16 protein-coding genes are annotated in these 25,381 nt (G+C 38.0%); 10 read left to right on the top strand and 6 right to left on the bottom strand.

What is annotated here, in order from left to right:
- Positions 1 to 42: 42 nt before the first annotated feature.
- From AC59HC_RS11515 to AC59HC_RS11500, 4 genes are all read right to left on the bottom strand, one after another.
- Positions 43 to 1,674 carry a M1 family metallopeptidase gene (locus tag AC59HC_RS11515; protein ID WP_496558633.1) on the bottom strand — a complete coding sequence of 544 codons (1,632 nt, stop codon included), beginning with the start codon at positions 1,672 to 1,674 and terminating at the stop codon, positions 43 to 45.
- Positions 1,675 to 1,809: 135 nt separating this feature from the next.
- Positions 1,810 to 4,770 (bottom strand): reprolysin-like metallopeptidase, encoded by a 2,961-nt coding sequence (locus tag AC59HC_RS11510; protein ID WP_496558632.1) that lies wholly within the window; start codon positions 4,768 to 4,770, stop codon positions 1,810 to 1,812.
- Positions 4,771 to 4,992: 222 nt separating this feature from the next.
- Complete coding sequence (gene tatC, locus AC59HC_RS11505) at positions 4,993 to 5,820, bottom strand: twin-arginine translocase subunit TatC (protein WP_330746624.1); 828 nt, start codon at positions 5,818 to 5,820, stop codon at positions 4,993 to 4,995.
- 130 nt (positions 5,821 to 5,950) lie between these two features.
- A complete protein-coding gene (locus tag AC59HC_RS11500) occupies positions 5,951 to 6,910 on the bottom strand; it encodes a KpsF/GutQ family sugar-phosphate isomerase (protein WP_202838795.1) in 960 nt (319 codons plus the stop codon).
- A gap of 158 nt (positions 6,911 to 7,068) precedes the next feature.
- On the opposite strand from AC59HC_RS11500, the gene recQ reads away from it, so the two are divergent.
- The 5 genes from recQ to lpdA all read left to right on the top strand — a co-directional run bounded on the left by recQ (position 7,069) and on the right by lpdA (position 13,061).
- Positions 7,069 to 9,273, top strand: a complete 2,205-nt coding sequence (gene recQ / locus AC59HC_RS11495) for a DNA helicase RecQ (RefSeq protein WP_496558631.1) — start codon at positions 7,069 to 7,071, stop codon at positions 9,271 to 9,273.
- 326 nt (positions 9,274 to 9,599) lie between these two features.
- Positions 9,600 to 10,682 (top strand): glycosyltransferase, encoded by a 1,083-nt coding sequence (locus AC59HC_RS11490; protein WP_343640588.1) that lies wholly within the window; start codon positions 9,600 to 9,602, stop codon positions 10,680 to 10,682.
- A gap of 76 nt (positions 10,683 to 10,758) precedes the next feature.
- Positions 10,759 to 11,103 carry a hypothetical protein gene (locus AC59HC_RS11485; RefSeq protein WP_202838800.1) on the top strand — a complete coding sequence of 115 codons (345 nt, stop codon included), beginning with the start codon at positions 10,759 to 10,761 and terminating at the stop codon, positions 11,101 to 11,103.
- Between the two features lie 37 nt (positions 11,104 to 11,140).
- A complete protein-coding gene (locus AC59HC_RS11480) occupies positions 11,141 to 11,527 on the top strand; it encodes a cupin domain-containing protein (protein WP_395973829.1) in 387 nt (128 codons plus the stop codon).
- Between the two features lie 130 nt (positions 11,528 to 11,657).
- Entirely contained in the window at positions 11,658 to 13,061 is a 1,404-nt protein-coding gene (lpdA, locus tag AC59HC_RS11475; RefSeq protein WP_047429636.1) for a dihydrolipoyl dehydrogenase, read from the top strand.
- 139 nt (positions 13,062 to 13,200) lie between these two features.
- On the opposite strand, the gene AC59HC_RS11470 is transcribed toward lpdA, so the two are convergent.
- The gene (locus tag AC59HC_RS11470) at positions 13,201 to 13,647 is read right to left on the bottom strand and encodes a hypothetical protein (protein WP_202838802.1); all 447 of its coding nucleotides are present in this window, start codon (positions 13,645 to 13,647) and stop codon (positions 13,201 to 13,203) included.
- A 134-nt stretch (positions 13,648 to 13,781) separates the two neighbouring features.
- On the opposite strand from AC59HC_RS11470, the gene AC59HC_RS11465 reads away from it, so the two are divergent.
- Complete coding sequence (locus AC59HC_RS11465) at positions 13,782 to 14,606, top strand: CvfB family protein (protein ID WP_202838803.1); 825 nt, start codon at positions 13,782 to 13,784, stop codon at positions 14,604 to 14,606.
- A 37-nt stretch (positions 14,607 to 14,643) separates the two neighbouring features.
- Here the strand turns inward: AC59HC_RS11465 and AC59HC_RS11460 are convergent, their stop codons facing one another.
- On the bottom strand, positions 14,644 to 18,555 hold the full coding sequence (locus AC59HC_RS11460; RefSeq protein WP_496558630.1) for a DUF7948 domain-containing protein: 3,912 nt from the start codon (positions 18,553 to 18,555) through the stop codon (positions 14,644 to 14,646).
- Positions 18,556 to 18,733: 178 nt separating this feature from the next.
- On the opposite strand from AC59HC_RS11460, the gene AC59HC_RS11455 reads away from it, so the two are divergent.
- From AC59HC_RS11455 to AC59HC_RS11440, 4 genes are all read left to right on the top strand, one after another.
- Positions 18,734 to 19,327 carry a TetR/AcrR family transcriptional regulator gene (locus AC59HC_RS11455; protein ID WP_062675102.1) on the top strand — a complete coding sequence of 198 codons (594 nt, stop codon included), beginning with the start codon at positions 18,734 to 18,736 and terminating at the stop codon, positions 19,325 to 19,327.
- 88 nt (positions 19,328 to 19,415) lie between these two features.
- On the top strand, positions 19,416 to 20,768 hold the full coding sequence (locus tag AC59HC_RS11450; protein WP_062675101.1) for a TolC family protein: 1,353 nt from the start codon (positions 19,416 to 19,418) through the stop codon (positions 20,766 to 20,768).
- Between the two features lie 9 nt (positions 20,769 to 20,777).
- Positions 20,778 to 21,839 (top strand): efflux RND transporter periplasmic adaptor subunit, encoded by a 1,062-nt coding sequence (locus tag AC59HC_RS11445; RefSeq protein WP_137905617.1) that lies wholly within the window; start codon positions 20,778 to 20,780, stop codon positions 21,837 to 21,839.
- A 7-nt stretch (positions 21,840 to 21,846) separates the two neighbouring features.
- Positions 21,847 to 25,035, top strand: a complete 3,189-nt coding sequence (locus tag AC59HC_RS11440) for an efflux RND transporter permease subunit (protein WP_343640569.1) — start codon at positions 21,847 to 21,849, stop codon at positions 25,033 to 25,035.
- Positions 25,036 to 25,381: the final 346 nt, after the last annotated feature.

Raw genomic sequence — 25,381 nt, 5'->3', positions numbered from 1 at the left:
GCGAAAAGGCAAATCTGCTGATGTGCGGATTTGCCTTTTTCTTTATTTCGTTTCCTTATAATTGATATAATAGTTGGGGTTTAGTTCAACCGGAGTACTCTTTTTAAGCTTTACAGTCTGCCATTCTTCCGTTGGAGTTATGGTCTGATCACCATTGATGATGATTGGTAATTTCAGGTTTTTTACCACATCGGTATACCGGAACTTTAAAGTATCACCATCCTGGGCATACTCAAGGGTTGGAATTTTTATTGTTCTCAGGTACTGATCAAATACCGTTGAAAAATCGATTCCTGATTTTGAGGAAATATAATTTTCTACCTGTTGCGTGGTAACCGTCTGATGATAAAAATCTTTATTCAAACCTCTTAAAATCTGTCTGAATTTTTCATCATTATTGATCACCTGTCTTATCGTGTGAAGCATATTGGCTCCTTTCGGGTACATATCTCCGCTGCCTTCATTTCTTACGCCATACTGACCAATAATTGGAACGTCATTGTCTATCAATTTTCTGATCCCCTGAACATAGGTTTCAGCAGATTTCTTGTCCATATATTTTTCGGTGAAAAGAGTCTCGGAATAATTGGTGAAACTTTCATGGATCCACATATCAGCCTGGTCTTTTGCTGTGATATTATTGGCGAACCATTCGTGGCCGCTTTCATGAATAATAATGAAATCCCATTTCAGACCCACTCCTGTCCCGGAAAGATCTTTTCCTCTGTACCCGTTCTGGTACCCATTTCCGTAAGCAACATTACTCTGATGTTCCATGCCAAGGTGAGGAGATTCTACAAGTTTGTATGAATCTTCATAAAACGGATACGGACCAAACCAGTATTCAAATGCGGAGAGCATAGGCTTCACCTGCTGAAACTGTTTTTTTGCCTTATCAAGATTATAGTCAATTACCCAGTAATCCAGGTCCAGTTTTCCTTTTTCACCCTCAAATACATCTTTAAAATTTACATATTTTCCTATACTTGGGATAATGGAGTAGGCATTGATAGGATTTTTAACCTCCCAGGTATAAGTAGTTTTATTTCCGGCTGTCTTTTTATCAGTGAGTCTGCCGTTACCCACACCTACCAGATCATTAGGAGTTATAATTTTCATGATGATTCCGTTGTCAGGTTCATCACTCCAGATATCTTTGGTAGGAAGCCATATGGAAGCTCCTATGCCTTCGTCAGCAGCAGTCATCCATGGATTTCCTTTCTCATCTTTAGTGAAAACCCATCCACCATCCCAGGGCGCATTTTTAGCAATGGTTGGGTTTCCGGAATAGATGACGTTAATCGTATATTTTTCGCCTTTTTTGAATTTTTTATTTGCTGTAATGAAAATAAAGTCTCCATCCTGTCTGTAATTCGCGATAGGAAAGTTTCCTTCCACTTTGTCAGCTTTCATAGGCTGCTGAAGGTCAATCTGAAATACAGGATTGGTAACATCTTTTATAATCTCAAAACTGATTTTATTATTTCCTTTGATACTTTTCTGCTCAAAGTCCGGTTCCACGGAAAGGTCATATTTTTTGACATCCCAGAAATTTCTGAACTCGGTATTGGAACCCTTTAAAGTATCCTGTTTGGTGAAAGCCTTATCTTTTTCAAAGAACTGTCCGAAAACCAGTCCTGATGCAAATAAGAGTGTGTATGACAATTTTTTCATTTAAACTGTTATTAAATCTTTTCAAAAGTATAAAATTAAATTAATAGGCTGATGCCGGAAATCAAATTAAATAAAGATTTTAGAAAGGCATAAAAAAAGCCCGGTCATTGCCGGGCTCTAAAAACGGGTTAGGTTTTATTTTTTGATGAATTTCAGATTTGAAGTCGTTCCTTTGTCTTCAATTGAAATAATATAAGTTCCTGTCGTTAATTTTGAAACAGAGATTTTATGATCATTAATAGGTCCGTTCATTACTTTCTGACCGGCCATATTCGTAATGATAAACTGAGCTTTAGATGAGATTTCAGTTACATTCAATATGTCACTTGCCGGGTTAGGGTAGATCTGAATCGGGCTCTTATCCTTCACTGTCTCACTGGTGGAAAGCTGCTGCTGAATCAATACCGGATAATCCTCAACTTCACCATATTGCTGGTTGCTGCATCCGCTGCTTGGCTGGCTTTCATATCCTAATACAACTCTCATAATAACGTTTCCTCCCGTATAAGCATCTGCCGGTACGGAGAATGTTCCGGAAACCGGTGTTGCTATACTTGGTGCACTGGTGTAGATTACTTCAGAAGAAGAGAATACTCCGTCTTTGTTGAAATCGATCCAGGCGGTTACTCCATCGTTATACTGTGAGCTCGTCCACGCCTTGGAGATGCTTACATTATTCCCTGAAGATCCGGCCATTAGAGTGATCAGTTTCGAAGGATCTGTAGTATAGTCTGTGTAAGGAGTGTTGCTGCTGGTGTTTGAAACTGGGCTCATTCCTGCGCCGGTTACCGTAACATTGGAAATATACTCGTCAGCGGCATTGGTTCCGGTGATTGAACATTTAGCAAAAGATAATGTAGTAAAATTCGTTGAAGCTGAATAAGAACCAACCGAACCTCCGCAGACATTGGCTACCTGTACTTCATATTGGGTAGCTTCTGTAAGCCCTGAAATAGTATAAGAATTTGTTGAAACAGGAACAGTAGTCCATGTGGCTGTCCCCACTTTTCTGTACTGTACAGAATACGTTGCTCCAACTAACGCTGTCCAGTTTACAGATGCTGATGTTCTGGTAATACCACTTACCGTAACTCCTGTTGGAGCAGATGTTGTACAGGCGCCCGCTGATGCGGAAACAGTAGCATTCCCAATGGCATAGAATACATTATCAATGGCACTTACTCTTATTTTTACACCGGTACCTGTAGCCAGAGAAGAGAATGAAAACGGCTCAGATCCGTCATTAGCTGTAGATGGGCTGATAACCGTCCATGTCGTTCCATTATCTGTAGTATAATCTATTTTAACATTCTGAACATTGTATGGTGCATTATTAGTGTTTACGACATCCCAGGTAACAGCTCCCGGTGTATTATTGTAAACGGTGGTTGAAGTCACTTTGAAAGGACCTTCATTTCCTATGTCCACTTTCATCAGACTGCTTTGTGTCTGCTGCTGTGCAGCATCCGGATTGTTATCTCTCACCGTTACCTTGAAATTCATGGTTCTTGGGATGTTAGATACAGTTTCCCAGTCTGTAGGGCTGGTAAGAGTACCATTAAGAACGTTGGTGAATTTAGGGAAATAACGGGTAGGGGAAGTGGTAGGCATCAGAGATCTGAAATTCGCACCATTATTTCTGGTTGCACTTACCGGACCAAAAGCAGATGTAGCCAGATCATACTGTTCCCAGGTATAGGTCATCGGATCATTTTGTGTATCTGTTGCAGAAGCTGTTAACACAAAAGCTGTTCCTTTAGGGATCATTTTATTAGCCATTGGCTGAATAGAAGGAGGTGTATTTGCTACATTCGTAATAATTCCACAGTCCTGAGCATTAACGTAGGCTCCTACTTCTTCAATATTTTTGGTATGGAAATAAGCATCAGAATGCATCTGAACATTATAGTTGGTAATACCGGCATATCCCATAATCGAAGATCCTGATCCCGGTTCCATGTGGGCTCCGTGCAAAGCAATAGACATGGTGTGTGCAGCCCCGAACTGGTGGCCAATTTCATGCGCTACAAAATCGATATCATAATTATCTCCAAAAGGCTGATCCGGAGTAGAAGGAGAAGTTATTCCTGCTCCTTTAGAAGTAGCATCATTGTTGTTTGCAGGGTTTCTGCAGACATTTCCTACATCTCCGGCACTTCCGCCGCCACCTCTGTGGCCAAAGAAATGTCCTATATCATAGGCAGCGTTACCTACACCAGCGGTATTGGTAAGGGTTTGCTGAAGCTGAAGGTTCCATGCTGCGGGAGCACTATAGGTACCATTTGAATTGGTAATTACATTCGAATAAGGGTCTGTCGCGGGATCTGCAAATATAAGTTGTGGAAGATCCTGTACGATCATGTGGATCCCAAAATCTTTTTCAAAAACACCATTTACACGGTTCATGGTAGCATTAATTCGCGCTGCTGCCAAAGGAACACTTCCGGCAAGCTGTGTGTATTCACCGTTTACCGAGATGGCAATTCTATAGGTTCTGTATTTTTGTTCGTTACTTTTATTAGCGCTCCCTAAACCCCTTAAAACGTTTTTTGTTTTAAGCAGCTTATTCATTTCTTTCTTTGCCTTTTCAGGCTCAGCAGTTCTGCATTCGAAAGGGTCTTCATGGGATTTGTTGGATTTGAAAAAGACTCCGTATACATCCTTTTCTTTATTAATGGGTTCTATGAATTCGTATTTTCCTGAATCAGTATCGAATGTCATAGATTGGAAATCATTAGGTGCTGTACTGAACCGGATTTGTTTATGTGGATTATCTAACCCGATACCGGCATAAGCTCCCAATTCATATCGGTCTGCCATTGATTTTTCAACTACCGGCGAACTGTAAACCGAAAACCTTTCAATTCTTCCATCTGCTGTAGGGATAGAAACAATTACAGCGTTTCCACCTTTTCCTGCTTCAGGAGCATTCTTTAGTTGATTTCTTAATGCTGAAAGGTCAAATTTGTAAGCATATTCTACCTTTACTTCCTTTCTTATCGGAGTAATTTTTTCCGAGACAGGTTCCCAGCGTTGTGCCTGCAAACCGCCCAGACTTAAAGCCAGTGCACAGACGAAAATAATTTTCTTTTTCATATTTTTATTGATTGTTGTTAAAGTTTTTAAAGATAGTGTATTTTTTTAAAAAAAATATTAATAACACCATGTTAATTGTTCCTAACTTTATATTATTAGTTGAATTTTATTGTTGTTTTTAATTAAATTAAGAATAAATATAATTAAGATTAATATTTTTATATAAAATAAGCGCTACTATTCAGCTGAATAGTAGCGCTTATGCTTAGTAAAAAATACTGTTTATTTCTGTACTGCAGGAAGATTTGCGTTGTTTTTCTGTACTTTTTTATAAGTGAATGTACACATCATGATGCTGAATTCATATAAAATCAACAGCGGGAATGCAGCCATCAGCATACTTAAAACATCTGCCGGAGTAATGATTGCAGCCACTACCATAATTAAAACAATAGCGTGGCGACGGTAAGTTTTCATGAACGTTGGCGTAAGAATTCCGATGCTGGTAAGGAAATAGATCAGAATCGGGAAAAGGAAAATAACACCCATACCCAACACCACCTGTAAAAATAATGTGGTATAATCACTTAAATCATAAAGGGGAACAATAATATCTGAAATTTTAAAAATAACCCCGAAATTGACTGCAAACGGAAGGATAAGAAAATAACCGCATAAAACTCCGGTCATAAAAAGCATCCATACCGCATTAATAATATAAATAGAATTTTTTTTCTCTCTCGGATGTAAAGCCGGACTGATAAAACGCCACAGTTCCCATACAATATAAGGAAATGCCGCTACCATTCCTCCAAAAATTGAAACAGCCATCATGACATTGAACTGCTGATACAATCTCTGTACACGAACAGGAAAGTCCTTTGGAAGATGAATACTGTCTTCACCTAAAATCATTCTTGAAAAATGATTTACAAGTCTGAAGGTAGGGAAATCATTTCTGGTAGGGCCAAAAAAGATATGGTCCATAATCCAGTTGATGTTAAAGCCTACCACAAAAGCGGCAACTATGATAGCAATAATCGATCGGATCAGGTGCCCTCTTAATTCTCCTATATGCCCAAGAAAGGACATGTCTTTACCTTCACTCACAGAATAAAATTTTAAAGCGCAAATTTATAAAAAAAATGACAGAAGCAAGAGTCTGTGAATGATTAGTTAGATTTTACCTGTAATCTGCAAAATCATTCCTCAGTTTAACATCTCCTCTGATTTATAAGTTCTAATTAATCCCTTCGTCTAACAGTTTATGCAGATCGATAATCCCGAAATACTTCCCGTTTTCCGTTACTACAAGCTGGCCGATGTTATTTTCTTTCAGAATTTTCATGGCTTCTTTAGCCAAAGCACCCTTTTCAATTGTTCTCGGACGGGCAGACATGATATCTTTTGCTGACACCTTACTGATATCTTCTCCTTTCATCAGCATTCTTCTTAAATCTCCGTCTGTAATAACGCCAATAATCTGGTCTCCATTCGTTACCACCGTGATTCCGTGGCTCGAGGCACTGATGGAAATAATGACATCTCTTATTGAAGAATCTTCCGTAACCTGAGGCTTTTGAGAAGAAAGGAACTGTTCTACTTTTGATGTCAGGTTTTTTCCTAAACTTCCTCCCGGGTGGAATTTGGCAAAATCATTCGCTTTGAAATCATTCAGTTCCATTAAAGCAACAGCTAGCGCATCGCCCAATGCCATTTGTATTGTAGTAGAACTGGTGGGTGCCAGTTTATTCGGGCAGGCTTCGATATCAACATGAGTATCCAAAATAACTTCCGAAAATTCTGCCAGTTTACTGGATCTGTTTCCGGTCATGCCAATTAAAGAAGAAGAGTAATCTTTTAAATAAGGAACCAGATTGGCAATTTCCGGCGAATTTCCTGAATTCGAGATGCACAAAACTACGTCCTGTTTCTGAATAACTCCAAGATCACCATGAATAGCTTCCGAAGCATGTAAAAACTGTGAAGGCGTGCCGGTTGAGTTTAATGTAGCAACAATTTTGTTACCCACATGCGCAGATTTTCCAATTCCTACCACAATGAGCTTCCCTTTTGCTGAATGAATGATCTCTACTGCACTGGCAAATTCGTCATCAATTCTGTTTTTTAATTTTTCAAGTTCAGAAATTTCTATTTCTAAAGTGCTTTTTGCAATTGATATAATGTTGGTTCTATCCATTTTACGATGATAAGGTATACAAAAAAGTTCCTAAAAAATGTTATATTTTAAAAAGAATATTTAATATAAATTTTATTTTTTATAAATTCGTTCGCTTTTATTTTAAGCAGAATTTTTATAACTTTGGGTGAGATGCAAATTTAGCAATAGAAAATTAGATGAGCGCAAAAAAAGCCAATTTATCAGGCGAATTGAAAAAGTATTTTGGGTTTTCTACATTTAAGGGCCAGCAGGAACAGATTATAGATAACCTATTGAATGGGAAGGATATATTTGTTTTAATGCCTACAGGTGGCGGGAAATCATTATGTTACCAGCTTCCGGCTCTTATTTCGGAAGGAACGGCAATAGTTGTTTCGCCCCTGATAGCGTTGATGAAAAATCAGGTAGATGCCGTGAACGGCCTTTCATCTGATGATGGGGTAGCACACGTACTGAATTCATCATTAAACAAAACACAGACCAAACAGGTTTTTGACGATATCAAAAGCGGCAAAACCAAGCTTCTGTATGTAGCTCCTGAATCATTAATTAAAGATGATTACCTGGATTTTTTGAAAGAAGTGAAAATTTCTTTCTTTGCTATCGACGAGGCTCACTGTATTTCAGAGTGGGGACATGATTTCAGACCGGAATACAGAAATCTGAAACAGATTATAGACAAAATCGCCAATGTACCGGTGATTGCTTTAACGGCTACTGCTACTCCTAAGGTTCAGGATGATATCCAGAAAACTTTAGGAATGACCAATGCATTGGTGTTTAAAGAAAGTTTTAACCGTCCTAATCTCTATTACGAAGTATGTCCTAAAATCAATGTAGATAAGGAAATCGTTAAATTTATCAATCAGCATAAAGGGAAATCAGGAATTGTTTATTGTCTGAGCCGTAGAAAAGTGGAAGAATTTGCCCAGCTTCTGCAGGTGAACGGAATCAACGCTCTGCCTTATCACGCCGGTCTTGACCAAAAAGTAAGAGTAGCAAATCAGGATAAATTCCTGATGGAAGAAGTAGATGTAATTGTAGCTACCATTGCCTTCGGGATGGGGATTGATAAACCGGATGTACGTTTTGTGATCCATTACGACTTCCCGAAATCATTGGAAAGCTATTACCAGGAAACAGGAAGAGCTGGAAGAGATGGAGGAGAAGGCCACTGCCTGGCGTTCTATGATCCAAAGGATATCGAAAAACTGGAAAAATTCCTGGCACAGAAGCCCGTTTCTGAAAGAGAAATCGGATTACAGCTTCTAAATGAAGTCGTAGGCTATGCCGAAACTTCCATGAGCAGAAGACAATATATTCTATACTATTTTGGAGAAAGTTTCGATCCTGTGAACGGAGACGGAGCAAAGATGTGTGACAATTCATCCAATCCACCAAAATTAAAGGATGCTACAGCAGATTTAAAAAAGGCGCTGGAGCTGATCAGTGATACGGGAGAAAAGTTCAAGTCTAAAGATCTGATCTCAGTTATTGTAGGGAAAGAAAATGCGGTAACAAAATCTTATAAGCTGGAACAAAGTTCTCATTTTGGTTTTGGGAAAGACGAAAAAGATAATTACTGGAAAACAATTCTGAGACAGGCCACTGTTCAGAATTTTTTACAGAAAGATATTGAAACCTACGGGGTTTTAAAAATTACAGAGAAAGGAAAAAGTGTCCTGAATGGTAAATCTAAAGACATCTTTTTAATTGCTGAAGACCGTGAATTTGATCTTACTCAGGCAAAAGCTGAGAGCGACCAGGTACAGCAGCAGGCTGGAGGAGGGTTGGATCAGAACCTTTTCAACCTGTTGAAAGAATTAAGAAAGAAAGTAGCCAAAAAACATGGAATTCCACCATATACGGTGTTTATGGATCCAAGTTTGGAAGATATGACGGTTCAGTATCCGATTACAGTAGATGAAATTACCAAAATCTACGGAGTAGGGGAAGGAAAGGCCAAAAAATACGGTAAAGAATTCGCAGACTACATCAAAACATACGTAGAAGATAACAACATCGAACGTACCCAGGATATGGTATTGAAGCAGGTGGCCAATAAATCCAGCCATAAAGTTTTCATTATCCAGAGTACTGATAAAAAGATTGATCTTGAAGATATAGCAAGAGCTAAAAACCTTTCTATGGATGAACTCCTGAAAGAGATGGAAAGAATTGTCTATCAGGGGACAAAACTTAATATCGATTACTATATTGAAGATAATTTTGATGAAGACATTGTAGACGGATTCATGGAATTCATGAATGAATCTGAGAGTGACAGTATGAAAGTATTGCTGGATGAATTCGGGGATGAACTTTCGGATGAAGAAGTAAGAATGTTGAGAATTAAATTCATCAGTGACGTAGCGAACTAATTAGTATAGTAGACAATACATATAAAGAAATTCTTCCACAGAAGAACTTTATGAAGGGTTCATATTGGAAAACGCAAGGACGCAAGGAAGGATAATATTGTATTATGAACATATTTTAACAGAATACGATTTTATCGGAGATAAAATCTTTGCGCCTTAAAACATTATACTATAAAATTTTTTTGCGCCTTTGCAATTCCAATAAATAAAATTTTACCATTAAGATTGCTTTGCTGCGTTAACAATGACTGCTAGGTTTAGTAATAGTAAATCTTCAGTATTCCAATATTTGAAAGATAACTAAACTTTTTAGTAACTTTGATAGGATGAAAAAAATATCTGTCATATTTATTCTGCCGGACTTAGAAACCGGGGGCGCAGAAAGGATTGTTACCACAATAGCGAATCATCTTTCCAGAGATAGGTTTGAGCCTAAGATTTTGCTGTTACGTAAACAAGGCGGATATTTGAATTTTCTGAAAAAAGATGTAGAAATTATCGATATCAATACCGAAAGAATAAGACATTCTTTAAAACCCATTTTAGGAGAAATCTATAGAAGAAAACCAGATATTGTATTCTCCGGTTTTGGTGAAGTAAATGCTTATTTGTCCCTGTTCATAAAACTTTTTCCAAGAACAAAATTCATTGCAAGGGAAACTAATGTGGTGACTCAGCATGTAACCCGCAAAGAGATTAAGTTTTTCTATAATTTTTACAATAACTATCAGAAAATCATTGCTCAAAGCGATGATATGATGAAAGATCTTGTGGATAATTTTAATATTAAAAAGAAAAAAATTATCAAAATCAATAATCCTGTAGACTTTGATTTTATTGAAGATAAAATGGCTATTTCTTTAAAACCTGAATGTTTCAAATACAATTATAAAAATGTAGTGGCCATTGGAAATCTGTCTTCCAGAAAAGGGTTTGATAACTTGCTGAAAGTTTTTTCAAGGCTGAAGAATGAAAACATTATGCTTCATATTTTAGGAGATGGAAAAGATAAAGATCTGCTGCTTCAGACCAAGGAGCTCTTAGGATTAAAAAAAGTAATTTTTCACGGCAGACAGGAAAATCCATACCAGTATCTGAAATATGCGGATTTATTTGTGCTTTCTTCAAGATACGAAGGCTTTCCCAACGTTCTTCTGGAAGCTGGTGCCTGCGGAACTTATTCTTTGGCCAACAACTGTCCCGGAGGAATTAATGAGATTATTCAGCATAATATAAATGGAGAGATTGCAGATATTGAGAACCATGACAGGTTTGCCCAGGAAATTGTAAGAATACTTCAGGGCAATTATAATCGGGATGCTGTAAAAAATTCTATTAAATCAAGGTTCTCGAAGAATATTATTCTGGATAAATATGAAAAGGTCTTATTGGATCTGATCAAACCATAATGACTCCATTTGCTTTATAGACTGTTAATTTCTTACTTTTGAGGCTACAAATTTTATCTGAAAAACAATTTTATTCATGAATAAAATCCAAAAATTAGGATGCGCCTGCGAGAAACCGAACTCCAGCTATACAGAATATAGAAGCTCAGCATTAGGAATTGATCATACCAACGGAAGATATGGAGAAGTAACGATTCAACAGTGCAAGTTGTGCCAAAGAATATGGATTCATTATTTTGTGGAATATGAGCATTATCCTAAATCAGGGAGATGGTATAAAGGAATTGTTTCGAAAAAAGACCGTCCCAACATCACTCCGGAAAATGCAGTAGAATATCTGGAAAGCCTTGAATGGTATGTCTATGGAGGCTCATTTTTTGAAAGTACGGGAACCATTGGACAAGGAAAGTTGAATATATAATCTTGCTATACTGATTTCTTACAATTAATACCGATCTATGAAGCCACTTATTTTCGCTGTTTTAATGCTGAACTCTGTTGTTATGATTGCTCAGCAGAAGACCATCTCCAGAAAAGAATTATTAAAAACTGCTCTTGATCAGAAAGTAAAATCCACAGAGATTCAGGAAATAACTATGGCTGCAGGACAAGGAGCTCCCGAGCATCTGCATCCCTGTCCCGTTTTAGGAATCATTAATTCCGGAGAAGCCGTTTTTCAAATAGAAGGACATGAGAAAGTGGTACTTCATACAGGAGATGCTTTTTACGAACCTAAAAATGTAAAAATCCTTCATTTTGATAATGCATCAGCTGAAAAACCGCTTGTATTTACCGCAATTTATCTGAAGGAAGGCAATGAAGAAAATATAAAATTCATAAAATAATACTTTTCATAAAACTAGAGCATATAATTATCATTTTTAAAATTGATAAAACTCACTTTGGTGCTTGGTAATTTATATGTAAATTTGTGAGAATTAAGATAGATAATAATAAACAAATTCATACAATAACATGAGTCAATTCGATGTTACCGTAATAGGTTCTGGTCCCGGTGGTTATGTTGCTGCTATCCGTGCAGCACAGTTAGGTTTCAAAACAGCAATTATTGAAAAATATTCAACTTTAGGCGGAACTTGTCTTAACGTTGGATGTATTCCGTCAAAAGCGCTTCTTGACAGCTCTGAGCATTTCGAAAATGCAAAACACAATTTTGCAGGTCACGGAATCATCATCAACGAGCCGCAAGCGGATATTGCCAGAATGATCGAACGTAAAAACGAAGTGATCAAACAGAATACTGACGGAATCAGCTACCTGATGAACAAAAATCAGATTACTGTTTTTGAAGGAGTAGGAAGCTTCGAATCTGCTACTCAGATTAAAGTGACTAAAAACGACGGTTCTTCAGAAACGATCGAGTCTAAATATACCATTATTGCAACAGGTTCTAAACCATCTACACTGCCTTTCATCTCTTTAGACAAAGAAAGAGTGATTACTTCTACGGAAGCTTTAAACCTTAAAGAAATTCCTAAGCATTTAGTAGTAATCGGAGGTGGAGTTATCGGTCTTGAACTAGGTTCGGTATACTTAAGATTAGGAGCACAGGTAACTGTTGTTGAATTTATGGATAAAATCATCCCTGGAATGGATGGAGCTTTAAGCAAAGAATTGACTAAAGTTCTTAAAAAACAAGGAATGAAGTTTATGCTTTCCACTGCGGTTTCTGCAGTTGAAAGAAACGGAGATACTGTAAAGATCACGGCTAAAGATAAAAAAGGTGAAGAAGTAGTTGTAGAAGGAGATTACTGTTTGGTTTCTGTAGGTAGAAAACCTTATACAGACGGTCTTGGTCTTGAAAAAGCAGGTGTAGAGCTTGACGAAAGAGGAAGAGTAAAAGTAAACGATCACCTGCAGACTAATGTTGCTAATATCTATGCGATCGGTGACGTTATCAAAGGAGCTATGCTTGCTCACAAAGCTGAAGAAGAAGGAGTTTTCGTTGCTGAAACATTGGCAGGACAAAAACCTCACATCAACTATAACCTGATTCCTGGTGTTGTGTACACATGGCCGGAAGTTGCTGGAGTTGGTAAAACTGAAGAGCAGCTGAAAGAAGAAGGTGTTGCTTACAAAGTAGGATCTTTCCCGATGAGAGCTTTAGGTAGAAGCCGTGCAAGTGGTGATATTGACGGTCTTGTGAAGATTATTGCAGACGAAAAAACTGATGAGGTTTTAGGGATGCACATCGTAGGAGCAAGAGCTGCTGACCTTATTGCAGAAGGGGTAATTGCTATGGAGTTCCGTGCAAGCGCTGAAGACATCGCAAGAAGTTCTCACGCTCACCCAACCTATGCAGAAGCTATCAAAGAAGCTGCATTGGATGCTACAGCAAAAAGACCTATTCATATGTAATATCTGATTAAAAGATTTAATCATTTAAATATTTAAAATTAAAGGCTGTTTCTTTTGGAGACAGCCTTTTTTATATGTTTTTGCTATAAAGAACGGAACTTGGTTTTGAAAAAAAATTCATCTATAAACCAATAACTGTTTACATCATTTTCAGATGGTCATAAAACTTAGAATGTTTTGGTGCAATGTTGAACTGGATCCCAAAAGTTATCCCTTTAAAATATTTTTCTTTATGAATGGGAAAAGCATATCCTGTATTGAGAAATATTGCATTAAATAACGAAAAACCTATTCTCGGTTCCAATGAATATGGATTAGCTGATACTCCAAACATTTGCCCGAAACGTAAAAAATTAATATGGATCTCCGGGATGAATTTATCAGTTTGGTCAGCTCTGGTATAAAGCAGGGAAGGGCCAACGATAATGGAACCATCATAGGTTTCACCCAATCTGTATTCTAATCCTGCCTGAAGAACATTTCTTCCGGTATAACGGTAAGAAATACCCAGTGCTGTTTTTTTCAGCAGCTGAGCATTTGAAAAAAACGTTAAAAAAATAAGAGGTAGGATTATCAATTTTCTCATGATTATTTTTGTTCAAATATAAAGGTTTCAGAGGCTTTACAAAAGATGAAGATGGACCTTTAAAGAATTATAATAGCATTGACTAGGATAGCATCTTCAAATTTCCGTACCTTTGTCAGCTAATTTTATCATCAATGCAACTCGGAAAAACTCAAACTTTAACAATTTCAGAAAAAATTAATTCAGGATGGATCCTCGTAGATGAATCCGGTGAGAAGGCTTTTCTGCCTAAAATCTTTATTCAGGAAGAAAAAGAAACAGGTGAAGAAGTTGAAGTTTTTGTATATCAGGATGACGATAAATTAAAAGCAACCACTGAAATTCCTTTGGCTGAAGTAGGTGAATTTGCAGTAATGAGCTGTGTACAAAGCCTTCCTAGCGGAGCTTTTATGGATTGGGGAATCATTAAAGATTTATTTATTCCTTACAAGCAGCAGAAAACCAAAATCATCGAAGGAAAAAGATATCTGGTATATATCTATGTAGATGAAGATATGGAACTGATTACAGGTACTACAAAATTCAAAAGAAATCCTCAGTATGATGATCTTCCGTTCAAAAAAGGTGACAAAGTAGATCTGATTATGATGAACGAAAGTGAACTGGGCTGGAATGTGATCATCAACAAAAAATACATTGGTTTGATTTATGCTTCCGATGTTTTCAAAAAACTGTATCCATTGTCAGAAGAAACAGGATACATCAAAGCTATCCGTGAGGACGGTAAAATAGATGTTTCTTTGCAGCCGGAAGGTTTTGAAAATATTGATGAGTTCAAACAGAAGATTCTGAATAAACTGGAAGAAAATTACGGACTTTTGTATGTGTCCGATAAATCTTCTCCTGAAGAGATTAAAGATGAGCTTCAGATGAGTAAGAAAAACTTCAAGAAAGCAATCGGAGGACTTTATAAAGATAAGATCATCGATATCTCAGACGATAAAATCAAATTATTATAAAAATAAAAAACGGGCAGAAATTTCTGCCCGTTTTTTGTTACTCCCTGTTTTTGATCAAAAGCCATCCGTTGTAGATTCTTCCGTCAGAAACTTTTATGGTATACCAGTAATTTCCTGTAGAAATAGGATGGGATTCATATCTTCCGTCCCACTGGAAAGGTTTATTTCTGATAATCTCTTTGTAGATTACAGCACCTCTTCTGTCATATAAACTTACTTCTGTTCCCGGATAGTTTTCCAATCCTGCTATTCTCCACGCATCATTGATTCCATCTCCGTTAGGACTGATGGCATTGGGAATATTGAATATCGAGAAGTTTTTCTGTCCGATAATACATCCGGATTTTGTTCTCACATAAACGGTGTATTCTCCCATACTTAAATTGGTGAAAATGTTGGAATCCTGCCATGTGAAATTATTTAAAGAAAATTCAAAGTTTCCGCTCTGAGAAAGAATAACGGTCGCTGTATTGTTCGTGATATTGACAGAAACAATATGTGCTAAAACAGAATAGCTTACCTGAGTTGAACTTGTATTTTCACATCCGAAAATATTGGCCACTTTTACAGTATACGTTCCCGGAGTCGTTACAGTAATTGTTTGTGTGGTTGCTCCGGTATTCCATTCATAAGAATTAAATCCTGGTCCTGCATCCAGAACAACAGACTTTCCTTCACAAAAATCAAGCTTATCAGGAAGTAGAACAAAAGGTTTTGGATTTAGGGTAAGACTTAACCGGACTCCTTTGAAACATCCGTCAGGCGTTGCCACTCTTACGTGAATAAGTGTTGTTCCGGTATTCAATACGTAAGCTGAAGGATTGGCAATAGGGGTGCCTGCAGTATCAGTGTAGGTAAAAATATAACCGGCCGGATTATTAATAATACTGGCTTCATAAGAATGAAGATCGACAGTCATTGAATTTGCGGTAGTTGAATTACATAAAACCTGTGTTACATCTTTTGCAGGAACATTATCCGTAGACAGAGTTACTGTTATTGCCAGTTTTTCAGATTCACAGTTGTTTAAAGTTTGCGTTACAAAATAGATTTGTCCGCTTACCAGAGGAGTTGACATTGGAATTACATTTCCTGCTGCATTATAAAATTTAAGAGCAGTTCCCGTTACAACCAGTTTTTCTAAAGTAGGGTTGGCAGAAGCACAAAAATCCTGATTTACATTGGCTGTTGGTTTAGGAGTTGTATTTACGGTTACCTGAATGGCTGTTTTATTACTTTCACAGCCATTAATAGTCTGAGAAGCATAATAGGTCTGTCCATTGATAAGAACAGTTGTTGCAGGTACAATATTTCCTGCCGCATCATACCATTTTATATTCTGACCTGTGATCTGGATGTCAGAGATTTTAGGATTATTGGTTGCGCAGAAAGTTTGCTGGGTATTAGCTGTTGTCGGAAGAGCTGTGGATGTCACAATTACATTCTGGTTCTGAGTAGCGGTATTTCCATTTCCGTCGTGATAAGTCCAGTGGATAATATAGTTTCCGGGGCTTGAATAAGATAAAGGATCTGTTGTTGTTGCGCTAATTGCTCCCGCGCAGTTATCGGTAGCGGTAGGAATAGTAGCAACCATTGTATGACAGTCTCCTGTAATGTCTGCCAGCAGAGTAACATCAGGAACCGGAGCCGCATTGTCACCTACAATCACGTTTACTGTAAAAGTCCCGTCACAAGCGCCAGATCCTGAAACCTGGCATACATAAGATCCTGCCTGAGTAACTGTCGCATTTGGAATAGTAGGGTTTTGCTCGTTGGATGTGAAACCATTTGGCCCGGTCCAGCTATATACTGTTCCTCCGGTAGCGTTGAGTTGGATTGTCCCATTAGGACATACCGGCGAATTAGAAGTAACAACCGCTGCAGAGGTACAATCCTGAAATTTAGCAATGAAAATATCATTTCCACCACCTGGCGACTGTTGAAAGGTTCCCGGTGTTGCAATACCAGCTGAATTCCCACTTGACATGCCTGTCAGATAAATGGCACCTTCATCATCTTTTGTCGCCTCTCCCTGTTGCGTTGCACCGTTTCCTGTGTAATAGGTTCCCCATTCTTTTACATCATTCTGATTGTATTTAATTAAAAACGTAGAAATATACATTGCGGGCATTCCCATATAGGCACCCGGAGTAGAGATGTCGGGCTGCCCGCTGGAATGCAGTCCTGTAAAAAAAACATTTCCGTTAGTATCAGGATATGCCAATAGCTGGAAAGAGCCTGTAAAGTTAAAATAGCTTTTGCTAATCGCATTCGTAGTTAAATTTACCCTCCATATTCCAGGCTGCCCCATTGGAAAAGCGGTAGTTGAATATCTTCCCGGAAGAATTAAAGTATTATTTACAATTCTGGCTTTCCATATCTGTTCCGAACCACTGTTTCCATAATAGCTTGATCTCAGAATTGAAGTTCCTGATTTTGAAATCTTAAGGTATAGTCCGTCTGATTCCCCGCCTTTTAACGGTTGAAAAGCATTGTTCATAGGGATTGCAGAAGATTGTGTTGCTCCAATTATTTCAAGGTTATCGCTTGAGGAGAGAATTTGGAAAATGGAAGTAGAACCGTCACTTCTTCCAAAGTAAGTAGCCCAATCGACATTCCCTGTTGTTGAATTCAGAGATGCCAGAATACCGTCTGTATACCCGATCGGTGTTGATTTTGCAGGCTGCATGGCGTTAACAGTCGGAAAGTCAGCACTGAAAGAATCACCACCAATGTATACATGATTTTGACTGTAGGAAACAGTATAGAGTTTATTCTGCCTGCTTGAAGAAAACTCTTTTTCAAAAGCAAAACTTCCGTTATTATTAAACTTTACCAAAACAATATTTTCATTATATTGTGCTCTTTGAACGGTTCCGCCTGCATAAATATTAAAACTTTCATCAAAATCTACATCTGCAAATCCGTCATTCATTCCGAAACCATAGTAGGTTCCCCAAAGCCTCTGCCCGGTTTTGGTCAGTTTCATCAGGAATGCGTCAAGAGCGCCGGCAACATTTTGCTGATAGGTTCCGGAAGTAGCGAAGTTTGTGGTACTGGTAGTGGTTCCGAAAACATAGCCCTTACTCTGAAGATCTGTTTTTATCCTGCCGTAATCTTCTCCGTATCCTCCTGCATAGCTTCCCCATATTCTTGTGGGTACCGGATCTATTACAATGGTCTTGTCAGAAGTATTTACAGGAGCGGCAAATCCAAAAGTATGGTCTCCAAGATCCTTAAAAGAAACTTCAATATTTTTTTTGGTATTTCCGGCAATCCAGCTGTTAGGAATATCTTCATAGATTTCCCCAAACCGCACATTCATGGTGAGCCTACCATTGTTTATTAAAGTAGGAGCTCCATTAAATTTCATTTGTATGTCTGAAATTTTTCCACCAGGATTGATGATGAAATTATATTCGATGGGTTTTAAAGTATCGTTAGGTTTAAAGAATACCAAATCTATATGAGGGTATATATTCTTATAGCGGATTTTTTGATATCGGTGAACATTACTAATGCCTTTTGGATTATCTGGAAGGTTATAATAGTTATCATAATCCGGAGATCGGCCTTCTGCAGTAATTGTTGATTGGGTATTGGAATTCACGAGATCAATATCTACCCTGTGAATCAGCTTTTCATAAATATATTCACGGATATGATACTGATCTGGTACTGAAAGCGCATTTTTTTCCTTTTTTGAAAAATCAGGATTACTGGTTTTCTTTATTTCGTAAATATCGTAAGAAAATCCTCCGGTTCGAAGCTGTACATTAAGACCGTTTGAATGGAAAAGGTATCGTACATCTTGATTTACCTTCCCGTTCTGATCCGTAATCTGACCTTTGTTTTCATAAAAATAATAGGAGTTGTTTTCAGAAATTTTTTTCTGTGAAAATAGAAGTATCGTGCTCAAAAAAGAGAACAACGAAAGAATTTTCTTCATCAGTTATTAATTTTTGCGGCAAAGATATAAAAATAGCTTTCTTATTGAATAATAAGTAATCGTAAACTTTCATTCACAAACATGATGGATGTCATGACATTTTTGTTTAATATTTTTGTTTAACAATTTTGTCAAAAATAATTTTTACTATAAATTTGCACAAATTTGTTTAACAAAAATGTCAAATCAAGCAAAAAAAGACCAAACACAGGAATTGATCAAGGAGACAGCGAAGAATTTATTCTTTGTGAAAGGAAAGTTTGATGCTACTACGCAGGAGATTGCAGATGAAGCAGGAGTGAACAGAACCCTTATTAATTATTATTTCCGTTCAAGAGATAAGCTTATCCAGATCATCTTTGATGAAGCCCAAAGAGTAGAACAGGAAAAATCGAAGATCATTCAGAATTCAGCTCTTCCTTTTAAAGAGAAGATCAGCAAATTTATAGAAAGCAGTCTTTCCACAAGCCTTCAGTATCCATATCTGGAAACGTATATCGTGTCACAGATCAATAAAGGAACCTGCCATCACAGAGAAATTGAGGAAGATATCCTGAACGATATGTACAAGGATATTGAAAAAGAAATGGAATTGGGAAATATTGAGAAAATGGCACCAGTTCAGTTTATTCTGAATATGGTTTCGCTACTGGTATTTCCTAGTGCTATAAGACCATTATTCATGGAGAATCTATTAATTAATGATGAAGAATATGATAAGATTATTTCTGAACGAAAAGAAATTATTATCAATATGTTGTTCAAAAACTAAAAAAACTAAAGTATTTCTGAAAATGATTCGTCAAATAGAAATAAATAATGAATGAAAATTAAATAAAAAATAAACGAAGTATAAAATTATGAATAGAAAACGTATAACTGCTACAAAGCTAAAAATTGGGATAGCTTCAGCATTTATGATTTTCGGCTCTACCCTGATGTCTGCCCAGCAGCAGGTTTCCCTGCAGGAAGCAATTAAACAGGCACTTCAAAATAAAGCAGAAGCTAAAAAAGCTGCTTTACAGGTGAAAAAAGCCGAATACAAGATTGATGAAGCCAGAGCCGGTGCCCTTCCTCAGGTCAGTGCTACGGCAGGTTTAACCTATAATCCGATTATTCAGGAATCTTTGCTGGAATTTGGAGGAGAGAAAATCAGAGCTCAGTTTGGGCAGCCTTGGGGTTCAACAGCATCTGTACAACTTCAGCAGGCGATTTTTGATCAGAGAGTATTTACAGGATTGAAAGCTGCAAAATCAACTAGAGAGTTTTATGTACTGAATGCTCAGTTAACCAATGAACAGATTATTGAAAATGTTGCAACAGCTTATTATCAGGTGTTCGTACAGGAGGAAAACCTTAAAACGGTAACAGCCAGCTATGCCAACACTGAAAAAGTAAGAAATGTTATTAAAAGTTTGGTTGATAACGGTTTGGCAAAAGCAATCGATTTGGACAGAACCAATGTTCAGCTTACCAATATCGGTTCCAACAAGCAGGCTTTAATCAACTCTGTTGAACTTTCAAAAAATGCCCTGAAGTTTTATATGGGAATCCCGATTTCTACAGACATCGAGCTTGAAGAAAAACAAATCGAACCAAAACCTGAGCTGATTGCGAGCAACGTAAATCTTAATGATCGTACAGAGCTTAAAGTTTTAAATAAAAACAGGGAACTTTTGGTTTTCAATAAAAAAGCGACTGAAGCTTATCTTTATCCATCAGTAAATCTTACGGCGAACTACGGATGGGGAGCTAACGGAGCAAAATTCCCATTGACCAATGGCCTTAGTAAAGGCGTTCTCTGGAGCGATTTTTCAGCAATTGGTTTGAATGTCAATATTCCTATTTTCACGGGTGGAGCTACCAAAGCGAAAATCAACCAGGCAGAAATTGATATTCAGGATCTTGATGTTGATATTGAAAACACTCAGCTGAGCTTAAGTTTAGATTATAAAAATGCCGTTACCAATATGGAAAATGCATTGATCAATCTCGAAAGCATGAAAGATAATGTAGGATTGGCAGAAAGAGTTCAGAAAAATACCCAGTCAAACTACCAGTATGGGCTGGCAACACTTACAGAAGTGCTGGATTCTGAAAATGCTCTTACGCAGGCAAAACAGAACTATTCTAATGCATTGCTGGATTATAAACAGGCAGAGATCAAGCTGATAAAAGCTAAGGGTGAACTAAACACACTACAAAACTTATAATAAACTAAAATGAAAAAAACTTTAATATATATCATCGTAGCAGCTGTACTGGTAGGTTTAGCCGCTTACAAGATTGCGGGTAACAAAGAAAAACAGACGCAGGAAGTAAAAGAAGTTGCCAAGCAGGTAGATAAAATCAATGTTAATATTGTAACCGTTACAAGGGAAAATATTGATACAGACTACTCAGCCAACGGAACTTTTATTCCTAAGCAGGAAATGAACCAGTCTTCTGAAATATCAGGACGTATTGTAAGCGTTCTGGTAAAAGAAGGTTCAAGGGTAGGAGCAGGACAGGTTTTGGCAACGATTAAAAAAGATGCTATCGAAGTGGATGTTACCCAGGCTCAGAACAATCTTCAGAATGCTATTATTGATAACCAACGCTATGAGAACGCATATAAAACAGGCGGAGTTACAAAACAACAGCTTGATAACTCAAGACTACAGCTGAAAAATGCTCAGGCTGCAGTAAGAGCTCAAGGTGTGAAAGTAAATGATACAAGCATCCGTGCTGGAATCAGCGGTACTATCAACAAGAAAATGGTTGAACCCGGAACGGTGGTTTCTCCTGGAACATCGATGTTTGAAATCGTTAATATCAACAGTCTGAAACTTTCTGTTTTGGTAGATGAAAGCCAGATCGGAAAAATCCAGTTAGGTCAGGAAGTTCCGATTAAAGTAAATGTTCTTCCGGAAGACTCTTTCGTAGGTAGAATTACTTTCATCGCTCCTAAAAGTGATGCTTCTCTGAATTTCCCAGTTGAAATCGAAGTACAAAACAGAGGAAACCTTAAGGCTGGTATGTATGCAACAGCTAAATTCAGTACAAACAACGGCGCAGAAACTCAGAATATGCTGACAGTCCCTGCAGAAGCCTTTGTTAACGGAGTAAGCTCAGGACAATTATTCATTGTTCAGAATGGTGTTGCTAAATTGATCAAAGTAACCATCGGAAAAGTTTACGGAGATAAAGTTCAGATTTTAAGTGGATTGAATGGAGGAGAACAGGTGGTAACCAGCGGACAGATCAACCTGGACAACGGATCTAAAGTGAACATTGTAAAGTAGCAGATCTATGAAGTTAGCAGAAATATCGATCAAAAGACCCTCGCTGGTAATTGTATTATTTACAATTCTGACGTTGGGAGGTATCCTGAGTTATACACTCATGGGATACGAATTGATTCCGAAGTTTGAAACCAATATGGTAACCATTTCTACGGTCTACCCGGGAGCTTCGCCTGCAGAGGTGGAAACCTCCGTAACCCGGAAAATTGAAGATGCCGTAGGTTCTTTGGAAAACGTAAAAAAAGTAGAATCTTCTTCATACGAAAGCTTATCCGTAATCATGGTTCAGCTGAATGATGGAGCCGATGTAGATTACGCTTTAAATGATGCGCAGAGAAAAGTAAATGCTATTCTGGCAGACCTTCCGGAAGATGTGAAGGCGCCGTCTCTGAATAAATTCTCCTTAGATGATTTACCGATTATCACCATGAGTATTTCATCGGATAAACTGAATAGTAAGGACCTTTATGACTTATTGGATAAAAAGATTGAACCTATTTTCTCCCGTGTAAACGGTGTCGCTCAGGTTGACCTTGTAGGTGGACAGGAGAGAGAGATTCAGGTAAATCTTGATGAGAAAAAATTACAGGGGTACGGACTTTCAATTGGAGACGTACAACAGGCCATTCTTTCATCAAACTTAGATTTCCCTACAGGAAGTTTGAAGACGAGAACTACAAAATCTACGATCAGACTTTCAGGAAAATATAAATCTACGGAGGAAATGAACAACCTTGTTGTTTCCAATAAAAACGGAGCTCAGGTACGTTTATCTGATATTGCAACCGTTTTCGACTCTCAGAAGGATGTTGAAAAAGTAGCGAGATTCAATCAGTTCCCTACGATTTTGATGCAGGTTAAAAAACAATCTGATGCCAATGCGGTAGCAGTATCTGAAAGTGTTCAGAAGACCATTAAAACAGTAGAAGAAGCATACAAAGTTCAGGGAGTAAAAGTAAAAATCGTAAACGATACGACAGAATTTACCCTTGAATCAGCCAACCACGTTATTTTCGACTTATTCCTAGCGATTATCCTCGTGGCAATTGTAATGTTACTATTCCTTCACAGTATCAGAAACGCATTCATCGTAATGGTTTCTATCCCGGCTTCATTGGTGGCAGCGTTCATCGGAATGAACTTAATGGGATATACTTTGAACTTAATGAGTTTACTTGGACTTTCACTTGTGGTAGGGATCCTGGTGGATGACGCGATTGTAGTACTGGAAAACATTTACCGTCACATGGAGATGGGTAAAAGTAAGATCAGAGCAGCGTATGATGGAGCTTCAGAAATCGGATTTACTGTTGCGGCAATTACCCTGGTAATTGTAGTGGTATTCTTACCGATCGCGATGAGTTCAGGTCTTGTAGCCAACATCCTTGCCCAGTTCTGCGTCACGGTAGTTATTGCCACCTTATTATCTTTATTGGCTTCATTTACCATCATTCCTTGGTTATCATCAAGATTCGGTAAGCTGGAGCATTTAACAGGGAAAAACTGGTTTGAGAAATTCATTCTTTGGTTTGAAGGATTAATTGACAAGTTTACACACTGGATCACAGGAATCCTTGAATGGTGTCTGAAAACGACGTTAAGAAGAATTTCAACAGTGGTAATCACATTCATTGTTTTAATCAGTTCATTCATGCTGGTAGCATTTGGGTTCATCGGAGGTGAGTTCTTCCCGCCAATCGACCGTGGCCAGTTCCTGGTACAAATGGAATTGTCAAAAGATGCAACCGTTGAGAAGACAAACCAATTAACATTAGATGTTGAGAAATTCTTAAGAAATGATAAAGATGTTGTAGATCTTATTACAACAGTAGGACAGCAGTCTACAGGTTTTGGTGGTGCTCAGGCAACTACTTACCAATCTGAGGTTCAGGTGAACTTAACTGATAAGTCTGAACGTTCTGAAAGTACCAATATCAAAGCTGCAAAAATAAAAAGACAGCTGGAAGAGAAATTCACAGGAGTTGAGTTTAAAACGGCTCCAATCGGTATCATGGGTGCGGAAAATGCTCCTATTGAAATGGTAGTAACAGGACCGGATAACGCTACAGCAGTGAAAGAAGCAACAAGAATCCTTGAGCTATTGAAAAAAGTTCCTGGAGCAGTAGACGCCGAATTATCAACCGATACAGGTAGCCCTGAAGTTCAGGTAAGTATCGACAGAGATAAAATGGCAGCTTTAGGCCTGAATCTTTCAAGTGTAGGACAGACGATGCAGACCGCATTCAACGGAAATACAGACGGAAAATTCAGAGCGGGAGAATATGAATATGATATTAATATCCGTTTCGGTGATGTGAACAGACAATCTATTGATGACGTTAAAAACCTTATGTTTACAAACCCTCAGGGACAGCAGGTTCGTTTAAGTCAGTTTGCTAATGTGGAAATGGGTTCAGGACCGAGTTTGCTTGAACGTAGAGATAAATCTCCTTCTGTAAAAGTAAGAGCGAAAGCTGTTGGTAGACCGGTAGGGGACGTAGCGAATGAATGGGCAAACCAGTTCATGAACAGCGATAAAAAGCCTGTAGGTGTAGATTACATCTGGAGTGGAGATATGGAGAACCAGCAGGAAGGTTTCGGTACATTGGGAATTGCATTATTGGCAGCTATCGTATTGGTATACCTGGTGATGGTTTCACTATATGACAGTTTTGTATATCCTTTCGTGGTATTGTTCTCAATCCCGTTGGCGATGATCGGGGTAATGGTTATCCTTGCCTTAACAGCCAACTCGCTGAACATTTTCACCATGTTGGGTATGATTATGTTGATTGGTCTGGTAGCGAAGAATGCGATCCTTATCGTTGACTTTACGAATGCAAGAAAAGCAGCTGGTGCCAATACTCACGATGCCCTGGTACAGGCGAACCACGCACGTCTTCGTCCGATCCTGATGACCACCATTGCGATGATCTTCGGTATGTTACCGATCGCATTGGCAACAGGTGCCGGAGCAGAGATGAACAAAGGTCTTGCATGGGTAGTAATCGGTGGTCTGACATCATCACTATTCCTTACCCTGATCATTGTACCGGTAGTATATTCATTATTTGACTCTCTTTTAAGAAGAATGGGACAACATAAGAAAGTAGACTACGAAGCTGAAATGAAAGCTGATTACGTACATAGAGAATTGAATGAAGACGGATTTACTCCGAAGCATTTGGATAAATAAATTAAACCTTTAATTAACCGAAAGCCGTGTCATCTTGATACGGCTTTTTTTGTTGGTAAATGTCATTCTGACGAAGGAAGAATCTCGTTTTGTAGTCTTTCCTATGAGATTCTTCACTTCATTTCATTTCGTTCAGAATGACAAACGTAGACTGTTAACTTTTGGCTCATTCAATAGGAGCGGCCTTACTCCTGAGCTCAGATGAAGGAAGCATGCTTAATTCTATAACGTTCATTATTCGGCTTTAGATTCTGTGTTAACTTCCAAATTATTTTTTATACATTTATATTTATAAAAGCGACCTTGAGTTAGCTTGCGTAGGGTGAACGTCTTTGATTTTTACCCT

It is taken from the genome of Chryseobacterium sp. DZ-32 (assembly GCF_059587025.1).
This window is presented reverse-complemented; position numbering and strand designations above follow the sequence as displayed.